General features: G+C 72.0%; 11 protein-coding genes and 1 pseudogene. 7 read left to right on the forward strand and 5 right to left on the reverse strand.

From position 1 onward, the window contains the following. Window positions 1-13: 13 nt before the first annotated feature. The gene (locus KBX50_RS23415; RefSeq protein WP_210939819.1) at window positions 14-1,858 is read right to left on the reverse strand and encodes a M48 family metallopeptidase; all 1,845 of its coding nucleotides are present in this window, start codon (window positions 1,856-1,858) and stop codon (window positions 14-16) included. A gap of 333 nt (window positions 1,859-2,191) precedes the next feature. On the opposite strand from KBX50_RS23415, the gene KBX50_RS23420 reads away from it, so the two are divergent. From KBX50_RS23420 to KBX50_RS23430, 3 genes are read left to right on the forward strand one after another with little or no spacing between them, the layout of a single operon-like run. Continuing rightward, window positions 2,192-3,202 carry a prephenate dehydrogenase/arogenate dehydrogenase family protein gene (locus KBX50_RS23420; RefSeq protein WP_210939820.1) on the forward strand — a complete coding sequence of 337 codons (1,011 nt, stop codon included), beginning with the start codon at window positions 2,192-2,194 and terminating at the stop codon, window positions 3,200-3,202. 48 nt (window positions 3,203-3,250) lie between these two features. Continuing rightward, window positions 3,251-3,898 carry an SIMPL domain-containing protein gene (locus KBX50_RS23425; protein ID WP_210939821.1) on the forward strand — a complete coding sequence of 216 codons (648 nt, stop codon included), beginning with the start codon at window positions 3,251-3,253 and terminating at the stop codon, window positions 3,896-3,898. After that, complete coding sequence (locus KBX50_RS23430; RefSeq protein ID WP_210939823.1) at window positions 3,898-4,545, forward strand: nucleoside/nucleotide kinase family protein; 648 nt, start codon at window positions 3,898-3,900, stop codon at window positions 4,543-4,545. Before KBX50_RS23425 ends, KBX50_RS23430 begins: the two co-directional genes overlap by 1 nt. Here KBX50_RS23430 and KBX50_RS23435 read toward each other — a convergent pair. Continuing rightward, window positions 4,522-7,152: a hypothetical protein gene (locus KBX50_RS23435; protein ID WP_210939824.1), complete on the reverse strand. Its 2,631-nt coding sequence runs from the start codon at window positions 7,150-7,152 to the stop codon at window positions 4,522-4,524. The two genes, KBX50_RS23430 and KBX50_RS23435, sit on opposite strands and share 24 nt — an antisense overlap. A gap of 103 nt (window positions 7,153-7,255) precedes the next feature. Then, the gene (locus tag KBX50_RS23440) at window positions 7,256-7,813 is read right to left on the reverse strand and encodes a sugar O-acetyltransferase (RefSeq protein ID WP_210939826.1); all 558 of its coding nucleotides are present in this window, start codon (window positions 7,811-7,813) and stop codon (window positions 7,256-7,258) included. A gap of 140 nt (window positions 7,814-7,953) precedes the next feature. On the opposite strand from KBX50_RS23440, the gene KBX50_RS23445 reads away from it, so the two are divergent. Beyond that, on the forward strand, window positions 7,954-11,280 hold the full coding sequence (locus KBX50_RS23445; RefSeq protein ID WP_210939828.1) for a S8 family serine peptidase: 3,327 nt from the start codon (window positions 7,954-7,956) through the stop codon (window positions 11,278-11,280). A 47-nt stretch (window positions 11,281-11,327) separates the two neighbouring features. Here the strand turns inward: KBX50_RS23445 and dapD are convergent, their stop codons facing one another. Then, window positions 11,328-12,287: a 2,3,4,5-tetrahydropyridine-2,6-dicarboxylate N-succinyltransferase gene (gene dapD, locus KBX50_RS23450; protein WP_210939830.1), complete on the reverse strand. Its 960-nt coding sequence runs from the start codon at window positions 12,285-12,287 to the stop codon at window positions 11,328-11,330. A 116-nt stretch (window positions 12,288-12,403) separates the two neighbouring features. On the opposite strand from dapD, the gene dapE reads away from it, so the two are divergent. Then, window positions 12,404-13,474: a succinyl-diaminopimelate desuccinylase gene (gene dapE / locus KBX50_RS23455; protein ID WP_210939831.1), complete on the forward strand. Its 1,071-nt coding sequence runs from the start codon at window positions 12,404-12,406 to the stop codon at window positions 13,472-13,474. A gap of 51 nt (window positions 13,475-13,525) precedes the next feature. Here the strand turns inward: dapE and KBX50_RS23460 are convergent, their stop codons facing one another. Continuing rightward, entirely contained in the window at window positions 13,526-13,678 is a 153-nt protein-coding gene (locus KBX50_RS23460; protein ID WP_210939833.1) for a hypothetical protein, read from the reverse strand. 138 nt (window positions 13,679-13,816) lie between these two features. On the opposite strand from KBX50_RS23460, the pseudogene KBX50_RS23465 reads away from it, so the two are divergent. Both KBX50_RS23465 and KBX50_RS23470 read left to right on the forward strand, forming a co-directional pair. Then, window positions 13,817-14,641 (forward strand): annotated as a pseudogene (locus KBX50_RS23465) (TIGR00730 family Rossman fold protein); the annotation flags it as partial. Window positions 14,642-14,782: 141 nt separating this feature from the next. Further along, on the forward strand, window positions 14,783-15,328 hold the full coding sequence (locus KBX50_RS23470; RefSeq protein ID WP_210939835.1) for a TIGR00730 family Rossman fold protein: 546 nt from the start codon (window positions 14,783-14,785) through the stop codon (window positions 15,326-15,328). Window positions 15,329-15,462 lie beyond the last annotated feature (134 nt).

Genomic DNA, 15,462 nt, shown 5'->3' on the forward strand with positions numbered 1-15,462 from the left:
CGCCCACGGCGGCTCAGTCCTCGTTGATCCGCTCGAACACCCGGAGCAGGTTGTCCCGGCTGTGCCGCTCCAGCAGCACGCTGCCGTACAACTCCTGGAGGGCCACCGTCCGGCCGTCGTGCAGCGTCACCTCGGCTTTCAGCGGGATCTGCCTGGTCACCTGCACCGACACCATCTCCTCGTACGGGAGGAACTGGTGTCGGGCGGCCAACGTCGCCACCGGCGTCGATTCGAGCAGGTTTGTGAGCCGCTTCTCGCCGTCGCCGGCCTTGCCCGGGCCGCCGACCAGGATCAGACCGCGGTCGAGGATCAGCAGGTCGTGCTGCACGCCGTCGACCTTCACGTTGCCGATGGCGCCGATGACGCCGGCGTTGTCGGCGGTGGCCCGGCTCTGCACCACGGTCGCGGTGGAGGGGTCGACGCCAAGCTCGGCGAGCCGGGCCAGGGCCTCGTCGAGGGTTTCCGCCGAGACCGCCAGCTTGGCGATCTCGGCGAGGTCCAACGGCTCACCGCCGACGCCGACGAACTGGGCCGGACCGCTCCAGGACAGCTGCCAGCGAGCACGCTGGGCACGGATGGCCGCGTTGACCAGCAACATCTCCATCGGCCCGGCGAACCGGGCCGCCGCCTCCTGGCGGTCGGCATCGCTGAAGAACTGCTCGGCGAACTCGCCCAGGCGACCCGCCCGGACCAGGTCGAGGACGGTTGCCAGACCCGGTTCGGGGTCGCCGGTGAACCGGCCGGCGGCCCGGTAGATGCCGTCCGCCTGACGCTGCCCACCGGCGGCGATCGCCGCGTGGGTGAATTCCGGCCAGGGCAGCACCTGACGGTTGCCGATGTCGATGACGAGGCTCTGCAACCGGCGGCCGGCGTCCAGGACGTCGGCTAGCAGCACGTGTGCGGGACGGTCGTCGGTGCCGGCCGTGCCGACCGGCAGTTGTGCCATCGCCTCGATCCGGACACCGATCGGGGGGTGGGTGTCCCACCGGGACGGCTCGCGGTCCGGTACGTCCTGCTGGAGCTTGGCGATCTCGTCCCGGCGGGCCTGGAGCAGTTGTCCGAAGCCGCCGAACAGGTCGTCCGGAGCGAGGCCGGCCTGCCAGCCCGACTCCACGTACCGGCCGGTGAAGAAGTTCCAGGCCGCGTCGAGCGCCGGCAGGCTGCGGAGCGCGGACGTGGCCGCCTCGTGGCCGGCGAGCTGGACGGAGGCCCGGTCGGCCTCCAACTCCTGCCGCCGTGACGCGGCGTTGTCGACCATCAGGTACAGCTTCGCGTACCCCTTGAAGACCAGGCCGATGGGGTTGCGCGGTTTGATCCGCTCGATGGTGCCCTCGATCGCCAGCCGTCCCCGGTAGGCGACGCCACCGAGTCGGGTGTGCTTGCCGGAGTAGTGACCCAGCTCGTGGGCCAGCACCGAGCGGAGCTGGTCGACCCGCATCGCCTGAAGTAGCGGCAGACCCAGGTAGAGGGTGCGCCGCCCGCCGATCAGCCCGAGCAGCCGGCTCTGCTCGCCGACCGCCGCGTTCACCTCCGGCACCAGCCGGATCTCGTCCGGCGCCCGGGTGCCGACCGCGTCGGCCAGTTCCCGGACGGTGGCCCACAGCTGGGGTGCCTCCCGCTCGTCGAGCACCAGGCCCGGCGCCGGCTCGTTCTTCGTCCGGATCGCCCGCCAGAGCCCGACCGCCACCGCACCCAGCGCGACGACCAGCGGCAGCAGCAACTTTCCGGTGACCAGTCCGTTCGTGTGGCCGTACAGCCACACGCCGAGGGCGGCGACGGCCGCCAGCTGGAGCAGCGCGACAACGTAGAACCCGATCAACATGACCACCGAGGCGAGTGCCCGGTACGTCGCGGCCATGGCCGTTCCTCCCCGTTCCATGCCCGCGCGGCTGCGGGCGGCGGAGCGGACCGTACGACGTGGAGGTTTGCCGGACAACCCCCATCCGGTCCGGTTCGGCCGGCTCTTCGATCTTGCCGACCCGCATTCCCGGATGGGCAGTCGCACACCGTGGGCGACGCGGATTGGTTGGACGGTCCATCCGGCTGCCGGGCGTCGTTCCGGCCGGCGATATCCTCGGCGCGGACGCAGGGCGTGTCGCCGACCCATCGGGGCAGTGCGGCGGGATCCGGCAGGCACGCCGCCGCGGGGCCGGCCGGCTCCGTGACGCAACGGGAACGCCGAGGTACGCGGATGGTGCTCAGGGCTGACGCACAGCTGCGGGCAGCGGTGGTCGGCACCGGCCTGATCGGTGGTTCGGTGCTGCTCCGGCTGCATGCCGCCGGAGTGGACGTGACCAGCTGGGATCCGGACGAGCGGACCCGCCGGCGGGCCCGACTGGCCGGCGTACCGACGGCGGATCGGCTGGCCGACGCGGTGGCCGATCGGGACGTGGTGTTCCTCGGCGGACCACTGCCCACGCTGCCCGCGACCCTGGTCGAGGTGGCCGCCGCCACCGCCGAGGACTGCCTGCTCACCGATGTGGGCAGCACCAAGGCCGAGCTGGCGGCGTTCGCCGCGGAACAGGGACTGACCAGCCGGTTCGTGCCGGGACACCCGATGGCGGGTACCGACCGGGCGGGGCTCGCGGCGGCGCTGCCGGAACTGTTCACCGGCGCCGCCTGGGTGCTCTGCCCCGCCCTCGACGGGCTGGCCGCGTTCCGCCGCCTCGCCACCCTAGTCACCGACGTCTTCGCCGCCCGGGTGGTGCCGATGGCGGCGGACCGGCACGACGCCGTGGTGGCGCTCGCCTCGCACGTGCCGCACCTGCTCGCCGGGGCGCTTGCCGGTGCGGCGCACCGGTCGCCGATGCGCGAGGCGGTCCTGGCGCTGGCGGCCGGGAGCTTCCGGGACGGCACCCGGGTCGCCGGCACCCCGGCGCAACGCACCGGGAACATGCTGCGCGGCAACCGCGACCAGGTGCTGGCCGCACTGGACCAGGTAACCGCCTTCCTCGACGAGCTGGCCGGGGCGTTGCGCTCCGACGACGCCGACGCCCTCACCGCCCGCTACGCCGAGGCGGGTGCCGCCCGCGCCGAGCTGGCCGGTCGGCCGTACGACGAGCAGGTCATGTCGTTTTCGCCGGGTGCGGAACCGGCCGAGGTGGCCTGGCTGCACGGCATCGGGGCGGCCGGTGGCCACCTGAGCGGGTGTCGGGCCGTGGCCGGCACCGTCTCCTATGTCGCCCACCTCCCGCAGACCTGACCGGCTCATCGGTGGGCGCGGCGACGGGCCCGCCAGTAGGGTGAGGGCATGGTGGACGGACCAGTCGTGACCGTACGCGGCGAGGCGTACCGCGAGGTCGCGCCGGAACTCGCCCGGTTCACCGTGACCGCGCTGGCCCGGGACCGGGAGCGGGAGCCGACGTTGACCCGGCTGGCTGAGCGGGCCGCGGCGATCCGGGTCCTGCTCGACTCGTACGGCCCGACGATCGACCGGCGCGAGACCGGTGAGCTGCGGGTGCGCCCCGAGACCCGCCGCTCCGGGGAGCGGGTCGTGGCCTGGCACGGTTCGGTGGTCACCACGGTGACGGTCAGCGACTTCACCGCCCTCGGCGAGTTGATGTTGCGTCTGGCCGACCAGGATCAGGTCGAGGTGGCGGGCCCGTGGTGGTCGCTGCGTCCCGACAGCCCGGCCTACCGGCAGGCCCGGCACACCGCGATCAGTGACGCGTTGCAGCGGGCCCGCGAGTACGCCGAAGCGCTCGGCGCCCAGGTCACCGACCTGGTCGAGTTGTCCGACGAGGGCGGCACCGCCCAACCGATGATGGCTCGGATGGCGTTCGACGCCGGTGGCGTCGAGTCCGGTGGCACCCCGGAACTGGAGCTCGACCCGCAGCCGCAGGGCGTGCACGCGGCAGTGCGGGCCCGGTTCACGATCAGCCGGCCGGTCCTGTCCTGATGACCGTCGCGCAGGTGCTGTCGGTCGAGGCGCTGCTGGAGCGGGCCCGGGGGCTGGCCGATGCCGGCCCGAGACAACTGCTCGGCATCACCGGGGCACCTGGCGCCGGCAAGTCCACGCTGGCCGCGCAGGTGGTCGAGGCGGTCGGCCCGGCCGCCCGGCTGGTGCCGATGGACGGCTTCCACCTCGCACAGGACGAGTTGCGTCGGCTCGGCCGGGAGTTGCGGAAGGGCTCGGTCGACACCTTCGACGCCAACGGCTACGTCTCGCTGCTGCGTCGGCTGCGGCGTAAGGAACCGACGTCGGTCTGGGCGCCGCAGTTCCGTCGGGATCTGGAGGAGCCGATCGCCGGTGCGATCGAGGTGCCGCCGGAGGTCCGGTTGGTGGTCACCGAGGGCAACTACCTGTTGATTCCGAACTGGCCCTGGGACGAGGTACGCGCCCTGCTGCACGAGGCGTGGTTCCTGGATCTCGACGCCGACCTGCGGCGGCAGCGGCTGGTCGCCCGACACATGGCCCACGGCCGGTCGGAGCAGGACGCCCGAGCCTGGGCGCTGGGCAGCGACGAGGCCAACGCGGCGCTGGTGGCCGACACCGCCGACCGGGCCGACCTGGTGGTACGCCTAGCCGAGCCCCCGCCGGGGTGACGGGACCGCCCGCCGCAGCAGCCACGCCACCCGGGATCTCTCCCGCTGGAACTCGGCAGCCTCCGGGTAACCGCTGTGGCTGCGGATCGGTGGGTCGGCGACTTCGCCGTCGCTCGGATGCAGTGCCTCCGGGTCGGTCACCGCGATATCCCGTTCCCCGGCGGTGACCGGCCAACCGAGCGGGTCGGTGTCCCGCCAGAAGTTCGTCCACCGGGTGCCGCCGTCCGGGCGGGCCAGCGCCTCGGCCAGCACCGGTAGCCGGTCCGGGCCGAAGTAGGCGGGAAAGATCCGGCCGTAGAGGCGGGTCAGCTGGCAGCCGTAGGAGAAGAACCAGATTCGGCGCCGCCACCGGTTCGGCATCTGAAGGATGACCGCGGTGCAGATCACCGTGCCCTGGCTGTGCCCCGACAGGATGATGCCGTCCACCCGGCGCGGGTCGTGCTCGGCCAGCGCGATCAGCCCGGCTGTGCGGGTGAGTAGTTCGGGCACCGCCCGCTCGGCGTAGCTCGGTGGCGCGAGTGGGTGGGCGGCACGCGGCCAGAAGGTGCCCACGTCCCAGATCACGCCGACGGAGCGGCGGATGGTGTTCTTGCGGTAGACGAGCAGGCCGACGGCGGCCACCGCCACCGGAAGCAGACCGAGCAGCGCGTCGCCGACGTCGGCCACCGCCTTGATCACCACGGTTGTTCCGCCTGTCGTCATGTTCTGCGGGCGGGCTGCGGAGAGGACGGCCACGCAACTCACCACGGCGACGACGGCCATCGCGCCGGCGTACCAGCCGATCAGGCGTAGCGCGTGTTCGCCGACCAGCCGGTGCAACGCCTGGTGGGTGCTGACGTCCCGGGCGCGACGCAGGTCGTGTGCGGACAGTCGGCCGCCCCGGGCGCTCAGCCGGGCGTACTCCCGGCGGCGCAGTCGGTGGAACAGCACCACGGCGCGGACGGCGACCAGGGCGAGGATCAGCAGCGCGGCGGCGAAGGTCAGGCCGGTCCAGGTCACCGGGGTCGGCGTGACCACCAGGGACCGGCCGACGGACGGGTCTCCACCGTTGAGCCGGTTGGCGACCCAGTAGAGCACGCCGGCGCTGTACGCGAGGCCGAGCAGCCAGCCGAAGCCGGCGATGACGGCGGGCGCCCGGCCGCGCCAGGCCAGGTCGGTGTGCGGTTCGAGGGGTTGTTTGGCAGTGGTGGGGCGGGTCTGGGGCAGCAGCAGGCCGACCGCGGCGAGGGCGAGCAACGGGAGGGCCAGCTGCCACAGCGTCACCGGCGCCGGCGGTGCGGCGGGCAGCCAACCGTGGCACCAGGCGGCGCCGAGGGCGATCAGCAGCGCGGCGGCGGCCGGTGTGGCACCGCCGCGCCGGCCGGAGCGGGCGGTTGCGCCGATCGCGATGAGCAGTAGCAGTTGACCGGTGCCCAACCAGGCGATGATCCGGTCGAAGCCCGGCAGTGACCGATCGGTCCGGCACCCGGTCGGGGTGGGGTCCTGGTCGCAGCCGGCGGGCGGGCGTAGTTCGGCAAGCGGGCTGCCGGCGGCACCGTCGGGCAGCAGCAGCACCACGAAGGTGCCGGCCAGGCCGAGTCCGGTGAGGACGATGACCGCGATGCTCCACCGACCGAGCGGGGTGGCGCCCTCGCGCCGGGTCAGGAAGGGCCGGCCGATGGCCACCAGCGTGACCGTCAGGACGGCGACGAAGGCGGCCACGGCCGTCCAGGCGAGCACCGTCCGTGCGCCGTGTGGCGGGTCGAGCACCGTGACCGTACCGAGCGGGACCGCCGCCGCCACCACCGTGCCGGTGCACAAGTGCAGCACGGCCGTGCGGCGTAGTTGTCCCTCACCGCACCAGAAGGTCGGGTCCTGAAGCGGATTGGTCGAGGGGCCGGGGGGTGGGTCGGGCAGGGGCGGTGGCTCGGGTGCCGGCTGACCGACCGGCACGTCGGCGTCCGCCGGCGGCGGGGTACGGCGACCCGCGGGGTTCGTGGTGGGGTCGGCCGGCATCACCGCCTCGTACTGGTAGGTCCGCCAGGTGACCAGACCGAGCACCCCGATCATGACGAGTGGCACGGTCAGGCCGACGGCCAGCGTCCGGCCGCCCTGCTGCCACCAGGAGTTGGCGAGGAACTCCCACGGGCCGGGGATCCGGCTCAGGCAGCCCTCGTCCACGCACTGCCAGCCGATGAGATCGACGCCGACACCGGTCATCGCGAGCGTCGGAGTGGCGGTCAGGCTGAGGCAGAAGAGCCTGATCAGCCAGGCTGTCATGCGGCTGCGGCTGGCCAGTCGTTCGGTGGTGGGGTCCGCCGGTATGCCCGGCCGGGCGTGCAGCGCCACGTTGGCCAGGGTGAAGGGCAGCAGCAGCGTCCACAGGGCCCGCTCCACGTCGCGGGCGGTTCGCGCGCCGGAGGTCAACTGCCCCCAGCTGTACGCCTCGACGACGATCGGGTCGAGCGGCGCGGCCGCCGCGGAGCGGTAGAAACCGGTGACCGGGCCGCCCGCGACGAGCCGTGGCTGAGGTGACTCACACCCGGGTTCAGCCGTCAGCCCCAGAGTCTCGGCAGGCGGTGTGTTGGACACTCCGTGTACGCGTAGTTCGAGGATCCGGCCTCCCATGCGAGCCTCCCGGTGACGCATCTGTCACCTACAGTGCCCGATGCAGGGCACTGGTTGCCACTCGTCATAGAGGTGTTTGCGCAGCTAGAAGGTTGATTGAGGGTCAGTTGAGCTGGCGTACCGGGTGAGCCGGGTTACCGACCGCGACGACGTTGGCGGGAAGGTCACGGGTCACCACGGCACCCGCCCCGACCACTGTGTTGTCACCGACGGTGACTCCGGCGAGGACGATTGCTCCGCCGCCGAGCCAGGCGTTGTCACCGATGGTGATGGGTCGGGCCGCCTCCCACTTCGCCCGACGTGGCTCCGGCTCCACCGGGTGGGTGGGGGTGAGCAGTTGCACGTTCGGGCCGATCTGGACGTCGGCGCCGATGGTGATCGGTGCGACGTCGAGGAAGATCGCGTGGTAGTTGACAAAGCTGCGGGGCCCGATCCGGATGTGGTAGCCGTAGTCGCAGTAGAAGGGTGGCCGGATTCCGGTCTCCTCGCCGAGCTCGCCGAGCAGCTCGTGCAGCGCCGCCTGACGTGCCTCCTGGTCGTCGACGCCACTGCTGTTGATCCGTTCCATCAGGCGCAGGGCGCGGAGGTGGTCGGCGATCAGTTCCGGGTCGTCGGCCAGGTAGGGCTCACCGGCGAGCATGCGTTCCTTCATGGACGTCATCCGTCCGATCTTGCCTGGCGCCGTCGCGGCAAGGACTCAACTTCGTCGAATTCTTGACTCCCATTTGCATACTCAGTATGCAAGTGTGATGGGAATCGATGTGTCCTACATCGATGTAGACGCTCCAGAGGAGGATTCAGTTGCGACGAAGGAGCAGACTGACCGCCACCGGACTCGTGCTGGGTCTGGTGCTCGGCGTACCGGCGGCGGTCTCGGCCGCACCGGCTGCGCCGACCGCGGCCCCGCCGACCCATGTCCCGAGCGGCCGGCCCGACGCCGGCCGTGGACCCGCCACCGTCACCCTGGTCACCGGCGACCAGGTCACGGTCACCGCCACCGGGGCGAGCGTACGCCCGGCTGAGGGCCGCGATGGCATCCGTTTCCTCACCCGCCGGGAGCGGGACCACCTCTGGGTGGTGCCGCAGGACGCCCTGCCGTTGATCCGCGACGGGCGGGTCGACCGCCGGCTCTTCGACGTGGCCGGGCTGATCACCGCCGGCTACGACGACGCGCACCGCGACGAACTGCCCCTGCTCATGACCTACGGGGCGAGCGCCCGACGGGCCGGCACCCCCGAAGGAGTGACAGTCACCCGCGACCTGCCGGCCATCGGTGGCGTCGCGGCCACCGCGGACAAGCAACGCGTGGGCCAGGTCTGGGCCACGGTCGCCGGTGCCAGCGGCGCCCGGTTCGACGCGGCGGGGGGTGTCGAGCGGATCTGGCTCGACGGCCGGCGGCAGCTGACGCTGGAACACAGCGTGCCGCAGATCGGGGCGCCCGCCGCCCACCAGGCCGGCTTCACCGGTCAGGGGGTACGCGTAGCGGTGCTGGACACCGGTGTCGACGCCGCACATCCTGACCTCACCGGCCGGGTCGCCGAGTCGAGGAACTTCAGCGAGGAGACGAACCCGGGCGACATCGTGGGGCACGGCACCCACGTGGCCTCGATCATCGCGGGCAGCGGCGCCGCCTCGGACGGCCGCAACCGGGGCGTGGCACCCGACGCGACAGTGCTCTCCGGCAAGGTCTGCGAGGAGTACGGGTGCACCGAGTCGGCCATCCTGGCCGGCATGCAGTGGGCCGCCACCGAAGCCGAGGCCGACGTGGTGAACCTCAGCCTGGGCGGGGCGGACACTCCGGAGGTCGACCCGCTGGAGGAGGCGGTGAACACCCTCACCGAGCAGACGGGCGCCCTCTTCGTGATCTCCGCCGGTAACGCCGGACGGGCCGGGACGGTCGGCTCGCCGGCCAGCGCCGACGCCGCGCTCGCCGTCGGCGCGGTCGACCGCGAGGACCAACTCGCCGACTTCTCCAGCCAGGGCCCGCGGGTCGGTGACGACGCCCTCAAGCCGGACATCACCGCGCCGGGAGTGGACATCGTGGCCGCCCGGGGGCAGGGCACGCAGCTCGGTGATCCGGTCGGCGAGCAGTACGTCTCGCTCTCCGGCACGTCGATGTCGGCGCCACACGTCGCCGGTGCGGCGGCGCTGCTCGCCCAGCAGCACACCGACGCGACGGCGGAGCGGCTGAAGGCCACCCTGATGGCCTCGGCCCTACCGCATCCGGAGCTGACCGCGTACCAGCAGGGTGCCGGCCGGGTCGACGTGGCGCGTGCCATCACCCAGTCGGTGGTCAGCGAGCCGGCGAGCGTCTCGTTCGGCCGGACGCTCTGGCCGCACGACGACGACGCACCGATCCAGCGCGAGGTGACCTGGCGCAACACCGGCACCGCGCCGCTCACCCTGGACCTCAGCATCGAGGCCACCGGCCCGGACGGCGAACCCGCGCCGGCCGGCGTCTTCACGCTCGGTACGCAGCAGGTCCAGGTGCCGGCCGGTGGTACCGCGTCCGCCACCGTCACCGTCGACACCAGCGTCGACAGCCCGGACGGCCACTACACCGGCCGGGTGGTCGCCCGCGCCGGCGACCTGGCGGCGGTCACCCCGCTGGCCGTGCACAAGGAGGTGGAGAGCTACACGCTGACCCTGCGCCACCTGAGCCGCGAGGGTGCCGTGCCGGACGAGTACGCCACTTTCCTGCTCGGGCTGGACGACTTCACCGACATCTTCGTGTCCGACCCGGACGGCACGGCCGAGGTGCGGGTGCCGAAGGGGCGGTACGGGTTGGCCAGCTTCCTGCTCGACGAGGCCAGCGAGGAACTGGTGCTGATGGCCCAGCCGGAGCTGGCGGTGGAGTCGGACGCCGAGGTCGTGGTGGACGCGCGTACGGCGAAGCCGGTGCGGATGACGGTGCCGGACCGGTCGGCGACGCCGGCACTCGTCGCCGTCGACGCGTACTTCCTGTTCGACGAGGGGACGGCCGGGTTCGGCGCGGTAGCCGACGACTTCGGCGGGCTATTCACCGGACAGGTCGGCGGGACTGCGGCAGATCACTTCTTCGCCGTGTTCAGCAGCCAGTTCGCCGACCTGGAGGCGGCCAGCAGTCCGTATCTCTACGCGCTCGCCGAGATGGTCCCGGGCCGGATGCCTGCCGGGTTGACCCGGAACTACCGGGGCAGTGACCTGGCCACCGTCAAGCAGACGTTCCGGGACGGCTATCCCGGCACGCAAGCCGAGCGGATGTCCTTCGCCCTGTTCGAGCCCGACCTCGGCGGCTGGGCCCTCGGGCTACCGGTGGCGGTCCCGGGTCACCGGGTCGAGTACTACAACACCAGGCAGGTGCGCTGGAGCACCGAGCTGTGGTTCGGCACTCGGAGCGATGACTCGCCCTGGCTCGAACCGGTCGCCGTGCTCTTCTCGGAACCGACGGCGTACCGGGGCGGACGGAGCTACCGGGAGGTCTGGAACGGTGCACCCCACGGACCGTCGTTCCCGGTGCCGCGCTGGCCGGACGAGGGCCTGACCCGGCAGGGTGACCTGATCACCCTGTCCGTGCCGCTGCACAGCGACGCGGCCGGACATCTGGGTAGTTCGCTGACGGACGCCTCGCGTACCGCCCTGTACCGCAACGGCAAACTGGTCGACGAGACCACCGACGCGGGCTGGGGCCAGTTCGAGGTGCCGGCCGGGCTCGCCAGGTACCGGCTGGAGACCTCGGCGAAGCGCACCGTCACCGACCTGAGCACCGAGGTCGCCACCACCTGGACCTTCCGGTCCCGGCACGTACGCGGCGACGACCCGCTCCGGCTGCCCGCCTCCGCGATCCGCTTCGCGCCGCGACTGGACGAGCGGAACGCGGCCCCGGCGGGCCGGTCCTTCGTGATTCCGGTCGCGGTGCAGCGCCAGCCCGGCGCACCGGCGGCGAAGACGGCGTCGTTGACCGTCGAGGTCTCCTACGACGGCGGCAAGCGCTGGCAGCGCGCCAAGCTACGCAAGGTCGGTAGCGGCTGGCAGGCCACCGTGCAGCACCCACGCGGCACCGGCCACGTGTCGCTGCGGGCCACCGCCCGCGACACCGACGGCAACACCGTCACCCAGCGGATCATCCAGGCGTACCGCCTGCGGTGACCCGCACCGGCGGGGCGGGCCCGATCAGGCCCGCCCCGTCGGGGGTTTCAGTCGTTGGCGTGCAGGGCGGCGTTCAGCTCGATGCCCCGGCCGGCGCGGGGACGGGCCTCCAGCGCGCCGGAGACCGAGTTGCGCCAGAACAGCAACCCGTCGACGCCGGACAGCTCGCGGGCCTTGACGACCCGACCGTCCGGGAGACTGATCTTCGAGGCGGCGGTGATGTAGCAACCCGCCTCGACGACGCAGTCGTCGCCGAGCGAGATGCCGACACCGGCGTTGGCGCCGACCAGGCTCCGCTCGCCGATGCGTACCTTGTCGGTGCCGCCGCCGGAGAGGGTGCCCATGATGGAGGCGCCGCCGCCGATGTCCGAACCGTCACCCACCACCACGCCCTGCACGATGCGCCCCTCGACCATGGAGGTGCCGAGCGTGCCGGCGTTGAAGTTGACGAAGCCCTCGTGCATGACGGTGGTACCGGCGGCGAGGTGCGCGCCGAGCCGGACCCGGTCGGCGTCGGCGATCCGCACCCCGGAGGGCACCACGTAGTCGGTCATCCGCGGGAACTTGTCCACCCCGTACACCCCGAGGTGGCGGCCGGCGGCCCGCTCGATGACGCGCAGCTCGTCCACCCGCTCCGGCGGGCACGGCCCGGCGGAGGTCCAGGCCACGTTGGCCAGCTTGCCGAAGATGCCGTCGAGGTTGATCTCGTTGGGCCGCACCAGGCGGTGGGAGAGCAGGTGCAGCCGCAGGTACGCGTCCGCCGCGTCCTTGATCGGATCGTCCAGCGAGCCGATGACGGTGACCACCTGGACGGTACGCAGACCCGGCAGGGCTCGATCGCCGATCGCGCCGGGCGGCAGGTCCAGCACGTCGGCCTCGTCCCCGCCGGCGACCAGCGGCAGCTCGCCGAGGCCCAGCTTGCCGGTCGGGTACCAGGCGTCGAGCACCTGGTCCTCGGCGGTGACGGTGGCCAGGCCGATGCCCCACGCGGATTGTGTGGACGTCACTTACTCACCTCTCGTCGTTCCCCTGCGGGCTGGCTGCTGCTCGCCGGCCCACTCCTCGCGCTGCGCCGAAGGGCTCGCGTCTCCCGGTCGCCGGTTGTGACGGTACCGTGCGGACCATGGAGAACCCGCTTACCCCCGAGGTCCTCGCCGATCCGGTGGCGTTGACCCGCGCGCTGGTCGACATCGAGTCCGTGTCCCTCAACGAGAAGGCCATCGCCGACTGCGTGGAGGAGGTTCTGCGGGTGGTCCCGCACCTGACCACCTACCGGTACGGCAACACGGTGATGGCCCGTACCGACCTGGGGCGGGCCTCCCGGGTGGTGCTCGCCGGCCACCTGGACACGGTGCCGCTGAACAACAACTTCCCGTCGACCCTGCGCGGCGACCTGATGTACGGCTGCGGCACCTCGGACATGAAGTCCGGGGTCGCCTACGCACTGCACCTCGCCACGAGCCTGCCCGCGCCACGCTACGACGTGACGTACTTCTTCTACGAGGCCGAGGAGATCGAGTCGAGGTACAACGGCCTGCACCTGGTCGCGCAGGCGCACCCGGACTGGCTGGAGGCCGACTTCGCGCTGCTGTTGGAGCCGACGTACGGCATCGTCGAGGCCGGCTGCCAGGGCACCATGCGAGCCGTGGTGGTGACCACCGGCGTCCGGGCCCACTCGGCCCGTTCCTGGCACGGGGTCAACGCGGTGCACGGTGCCGGTGAGGTGCTCCGCCGACTGTCGACGTACCAGGCCCGGCGGGTGACCATCGACGGATGCGAGTACCGGGAGGGCATGAACGCGACCCGCATCCACGGCGGGGTCGCCGGCAACGTGGTGCCGGACCGGTGCGAGATCGAGGTGAACTACCGCTTCGCGCCGGACCGTACGCCGGCCGAGGCCGAGGCGCACCTGCGCGAGGTCTTCGCGGACTACGAGCTGACCGTGACCGACTGCGCGGCCGGCGCCCTGCCCGGGCTGGAGGCCGCTCCCGCCCGTGAGTTCCTGGCGGCGGTGGGCGCCGCGCCCATCGGCAAGCTGGGGTGGACCGACGTGGCCCGGTTCGCCGCGATGGGGATCCCGGCGCTCAACTTCGGCCCGGGTGATCCGAACCTGGCCCACCACCCGGACGAGCACGTCGAGATCAGCAAGATCCGCGACGGTGCGGCGACGCTGCATCGCTGGCTTGCCGCCTGATCGTCCCGGCGTCGGCCTCGTGAGCGGGTGAGCGCGTCAGCGCGTCAGCGGTCAGACGGCGCTCAGGTGGGACTCGGCGCCTGGATCGGCCGGCGGTTCGGGTGGCTTGTCGAGCAGGCGGGTGCGGCGGCGCTCGGCCACCACGTCGCGGATGCGTCGCTGCATCTGGCGGCGAATCCGGATTCGTTCGTTGTTGTTGATCACGCTGTCTCCTCCCCCGAAGCCTGCGCGCCGGGCATACCCGGTATGTGAATAGTAAGACGTACGGGAAAGCGATTTGGTTGCACAAGATCACGAAGTGTTTGCCGGGTTCTCCGGCCGGACTCCACTACGGTTGCTTCCATGACCCAGAGCAACCGGCGCGAACGAGAACAGGAGCGGCATCGCGGCGCCGTCACCCTACGTCGCCAGTCGATCACCAATAGCACCGCGGATCAACGCCTGCTGGACTCCCGGGCGCGGGCTGACTGGAAGACGAAGGACGCCTGGCGGGCGCTGCGGATCCTCTCCGAGTTCGTGGAGGGCTTCGACACCCTCGCCGACCTGCCGCCAGCGGTCAGCGTCTTCGGGTCGGCGCGCAGCAAGCCGGACAGCCCCGAGTGTCAGCTTGCCGAGGCGCTGGGCGCGGCGCTGGCCCGGGCCGGCTACGCGGTGATCACCGGCGGCGGTCCGGGCGTGATGGAGGCGGTCAACCGGGGGGCCAGCGAGGCCGGCGGCCACTCCGTCGGCCTCGGCATCGAACTCCCCTTCGAACAGGGCATCAACGAGTGGGTCGACCTGGCCATCGACTTCCGCTACTTCTTCGCCCGCAAGACCATGTTCGTCAAGTACGCCCAGGCGTTCGTGGTGCTGCCCGGCGGGTTCGGCACCATGGACGAACTCTTCGAGGCGCTCACCCTGGTGCAGACCGGGAAGGTCACCCGGTTTCCGGTGGTGCTGATGGGCGCGGACTACTGGCAAGGGCTGCTCGACTGGCTGCGTGACACGATGGCCGCCGAAGGCAAGATCGGCCCGGTCGATCTGGAGCTGATCTGCGTCACCGACGATGTCGCGGCGGCGGTGCGGCACATCGTGGAGGCCGAGGCCGCCCTCAGCGTCGAGCAGGAGACCGTACGCGAGGAGGCCGTCGCCCGGGTCGCCGCCGATCAGCAGGCCGCCGCCACCGAGTCGGCCGCCGCCAACGGGCAGGCGGCTGCGAAGGGTTCGACTGGCCTCAACGGGCAGGCGGCGGACAGGTCGGCTGCTGCTGACGGGTCGGTCGCCGCGGACGAATCCGCCGGGACCGACGACCCGGTGGGGCGCTGACCGATGGCCGCAATCTGCGTGTTCTGCGCCTCCTCCCGCACCCTCGACCAGCGCTGGCTGGACCTGGCGGCCGACACCGGTGCGGAGATCGCTCGGCGTGGCCACACGCTGGTCAGCGGCGGGGGCTGCGTCGGGATGATGGGTGCGCTGGTCAACGGCGCACGCGCCGCGGGAGGCCGCACGGTGGGTGTGATCCCGCAGGCACTTGTCGACCTGGAGGTCGCCGACCTCGCCTCCGACGAACTGCTGGTCACCGAATCGATGGCCAGTCGGAAGATCCTGATGATCGAGAAGTCGGACGCCTTCCTCACCCTGCCCGGCGGGCTCGGCACGCTCGATGAACTCTTCGAGGTCTGGACCACCGCGACGCTCGCCCTGCACCACAAGCCGATGGTGCTGGTCGACACCGACGGCTTCTACGACCCGCTGCTGGGGTGGTTGCGCAACCTGACCGATCAGACCTTCCTCAAGCCCGCCGGCTTCGACCTGCTGCGGTCGGTCGACACCGTCCCGAGTGCACTCGACCTGATCGAATCACACCTCACCTGACCGCCGCCTGGCCGTGACGCGCCCCCGGCCGCCCGTCTCCTCGGCTGCCCAGGCCCGGGATGTGGTCGGCTCGGGATGCGGCGAACCGGGCCTTCCCGTCGAGCGGAAGCCCCGACTTGCCGCAAGCCGAGCGC

Source organism: Micromonospora sp. C51 (assembly GCF_018070435.1).
Lineage (GTDB): Bacteria > Actinomycetota > Actinomycetes > Mycobacteriales > Micromonosporaceae > Micromonospora > Micromonospora sediminimaris.